We start from the raw sequence: 3,400 nt of genomic DNA on the forward strand, positions 1-3,400 counted from the left end.
CCGGGCACAGCCAGCGGCTGCCCGGCCGCACCGTCCGCACCGAGGGCCAGGCCCCGGTCGCCGACGCCTCCGTCAACCACGCCTACGACGGCCTCGGCGACACCTTCGCGCTGTACTCCGCCGCCTTCGGCCGCGACTCGATCGACGACCGGGGGCTGCGCCTGGATGCCAGCGTCCACTACGGCCGCAACTACGACAACGCCTTCTGGAACGGCCACCAGATGGTCTTCGGTGACGGCGACGGCGAGATCTTCGGCGACTTCACCGCCTGCATCGACGTCATCGGCCACGAACTCACCCACGGCGTCACCCAGTTCACCGCCGGGCTGGAGTACCACGACCAGCCCGGCGCGCTCAACGAGTCGATCTCCGACGTCTTCGGCTCGCTGGTCAAGCAGTACGCGCTGCACCAGGACGCCGCCGACGCCGACTGGTTGATCGGCGCCGGACTGCTCGCCCCCGGCGTCCAGGGCGTGGCGCTGCGCTCGATGAAGGCGCCCGGCACCGCCTACGACGACCCCCGGCTCGGCAAGGACCCGCAGCCCGCGCACATGCGGGACTACGTGCAGACCGGGGAGGACGAGGGCGGGGTGCACATCAACTCCGGCATCCCCAACCACGCGTTCTACCTGCTGGCCACCGCCCTCGGCGGCTCGGCCTGGGAGCGCGCCGGGCGGATCTGGTACGACGCGCTGACCGGCCGCCGGCTGCCCGCCGACGCCGACTTCACCGCCTTCGCCCGGGCCACCGTGGCCGCCGCCAAGGCCCGTTACCCCGACCAGTCCTCGATCGCGGACACCGTGACCGCCGCCTGGGCGCAGGTGGGGGTGAGCCCGGGCTGAGGAGCGGTTGAAGCGGGGTTGAGCCGGGCTTAAGGTCACGGTCCGGGAAAAGCCCGGCAAAACCCCTCCCTGCGTAGCACCATGGACACCATGCGTATCCAGGTGACCCGGACCGGCGGCTTCGCGGGAATCGTCCGCCACGCGGAGCTCGACACCGCCGACCGCGTGGACGCCCCGCACGTCCACGCGCTCGCCCGCGAGGCCGTCGCGGGCGGGCTGCGCGCCCCCTCGTACGGGGTGCCGGACGGCTTCCACTACGAGATCACCGTCGACGGCCGGACGGTGCACTGCGCCGACCCCAAGCTCACCGACTCGCAGCGCGAACTGGTCTCCCTGGTGCTGCGCGAGGGCGCGTGACTCCCCCGCGCGGCAGCCCTCCTGACGCCCCGTCCGGCCGGGGAACGGCGAGGGCCCGCCCGGACGCACGACGTCCGGACGGGCCCGGGGACTCCGCGGTCCCGCGGCTCAGAAGCCCAGCTTGCGCAGCTGCTTGGGGTCGCGCTGCCAGTCCTTGGCCACCTTGACGTGCAGGTCCAGGTAGACGGGCGTGCCGAGCAGCGCCTCGATGTGCTTGCGGGCGGTGGTGCCGACGTGCTTGAGCCGGGAGCCCTTGGCGCCGATCACGATCGCCTTCTGGCTCTGCCGCTCGATGTAGACGTTGGCGTGGATGTCCAGCAGCGGGCGGTCCGCCGGGCGGCCCTCGCGCGGCAGCATCTCCTCGACCACGACGGCCAGCGAGTGCGGCAGTTCGTCGCGCACGCCCTCCAGCGCGGCCTCGCGGATCAGCTCGGCGACCATGATCTGCTCGGGCTCGTCGGTGAGGTCGCCGTCCGGGTAGAGCGGCATGCCCTCGGGCAGCAGCTTGGTGATCAGCTCGGCGACCAGGTCCACCTGCTTGTCGCCCACCGCCGAGACCGGGATGATCTCGGCCCACTCGATGCCCAGCTCGACGCCGAGCTGGTGGACGGCGATCAGCTGCTCGGCCAGGCGCTTGGAGTCGACCAGGTCGGTCTTGGTGACGATGGCGACCTTGGGGGTCTTCTTGATCTCGGCGAGCTCCTTGGCGATGAACTTGTCGCCGGGGCCGAGCTTCTGGTCGGCGGGCAGGCAGAAGCCGATCACGTCGACCTCGGCCCAGGTGGTGCGGACCAGGTCGTTGAGGCGCTCGCCGAGCAGGGTGCGCGGCTTGTGCAGCCCGGGGGTGTCGACCAGCACGAGCTGGGCGTCGGGGCGGTGCACGATGCCGCGCACGGTGTGCCGGGTGGTCTGCGGGCGGTCGGAGGTGATCGCGACCTTCGTCCCCACCAGGGCGTTGGTCAGGGTCGACTTGCCCGCGTTGGGACGGCCGACGAAGCACGCGAACCCGGAGCGGTACGAGGAGGAAGGGGCACTCATGGGCTCCATTCTCCCTGATCACCGGAGCGGTGCCGTCCGGGGCCGGTCCTCGGCGGGTGCCCAGGAGGTGCTCAGGGCCTGTTCAGGGCGTTGTTCAGCCCTTGCGGTCGCCCTTGCCGATCAGCGAGAACACCACCAGCAGCACCAGGAAGCCGACCGAACCCCAGAGCCAGTAGGGCGAGTCGGTCTCCTGCCACTTGCCCATCCCCATCGTGAACAGCAACAGTCCGGCGATGAACGCCAACGCCCCCATGCCCCAGCCCCTCACCGAGTCCACTCCCCCGGTGAGATTATCGGCCCGGTGACCCTCGGCTGGGTACACGGGGGCGATGCCCGCGGTACGGGCCCCGACGGACCTCAGCGGGCCTCGGCCGTGACCCGCAGGGTTCCGTCCGGACCGGCCAGCAGCACCGGCGTCCCGGCCCCGCCCAGGTCCCGCACCGCCGCCAGGTCCTCCTCGGCCGGCTGCTCGGCCTCGCTCACCACGGCCGCCGCCTCCAGCGACTTCGCACCGCTGGCCACCGCCATCGCCACCGCCGTGCGCAGCGCGCTCAGCTTCAGCGACTCCAGCGCGACCGTCCCGGCCACGTAGGTGCGGCCGGTCTCGTCACGCACCGCGGCCCCCTCGGGGACGCCGTTGCGGGCGCGGGCCGAGCGGGCCAGGGTGATGATCTTCTTGTCTTCGGGGTCGAGCTCGACGATGTCACTCATGCCGCCGAGCATAGGCACCCGTCAGGGGTCAGTGGCCGACCGGGTGGGTCCGCCCCGGATTCGGATTGACGACCTTGACGAAGGTCTTCGCGGCACCGGACGGCAGCCCCTCCTCGCGCGAGATCCGCTTCCGCCAGAACGGGTTGTCGTGCGGCAGGTGACTGCTCACCCGGCCGTACATCCCGAAGGTGGTCACGACGATCCCGAAGATGAACGCGAACAGCACGTTCGACATCCGGAAGTTGAGGATGTTCGCCTCCGGCCGCCCCAGCACCGCCAGCCCGTAGAAGCCGGACAGCACGAACAGCGCGCCGACCGCCATGTTGAGGTTGGACGCGAAGTTCCCGCCGATCACCGCCCCCGCCACCAGGACCGCGCCCGCCACGATGGACAGGATGCTCAGCGCCCCGTTGGTCGACAGCCCGGCGATCCGGTCGCCGTGGGTGGCCAGG

At 71.5% G+C, this 3,400-nt stretch carries 6 protein-coding genes; 2 read left to right on the forward strand and 4 right to left on the reverse strand.

Annotation, left to right across the window (positions count from 1 at the left end; genetic code table 11):
- Positions 1–842 (forward strand): M4 family metallopeptidase (locus J0670_RS33565; protein WP_207816024.1); only part of this gene is annotated, 842 nt, incomplete at its 5' end.
- A 90-nt stretch (positions 843–932) separates the two neighbouring features.
- Positions 933–1,199, forward strand: coding sequence for a protealysin inhibitor emfourin (locus tag J0670_RS33570; RefSeq protein ID WP_207816026.1), 267 nt, complete (start codon positions 933–935; stop codon positions 1,197–1,199).
- 108 nt (positions 1,200–1,307) lie between these two features.
- On the opposite strand, the gene era is transcribed toward J0670_RS33570, so the two are convergent.
- From era to J0670_RS33590, 4 genes are all read right to left on the reverse strand, one after another.
- On the reverse strand, positions 1,308–2,237 hold the full coding sequence (gene era, locus J0670_RS33575; RefSeq protein ID WP_196951721.1) for a GTPase Era: 930 nt from the start codon (positions 2,235–2,237) through the stop codon (positions 1,308–1,310).
- 94 nt (positions 2,238–2,331) lie between these two features.
- Positions 2,332–2,505, reverse strand: a complete 174-nt coding sequence (locus tag J0670_RS33580) for a hypothetical protein (RefSeq protein ID WP_207816028.1) — start codon at positions 2,503–2,505, stop codon at positions 2,332–2,334.
- A gap of 89 nt (positions 2,506–2,594) precedes the next feature.
- Complete coding sequence (locus J0670_RS33585; protein WP_207816030.1) at positions 2,595–2,948, reverse strand: cytidine deaminase; 354 nt, start codon at positions 2,946–2,948, stop codon at positions 2,595–2,597.
- A gap of 28 nt (positions 2,949–2,976) precedes the next feature.
- The coding region (locus tag J0670_RS33590; protein ID WP_207816032.1) for a DUF4383 domain-containing protein at positions 2,977–3,400 on the reverse strand (424 nt) is incomplete at its 5' end.

The organism is Streptomyces sp. FH025 (assembly GCF_017427025.1).
In the GTDB taxonomy this organism is placed as follows: Bacteria; Actinomycetota; Actinomycetes; order Streptomycetales; family Streptomycetaceae; genus Kitasatospora.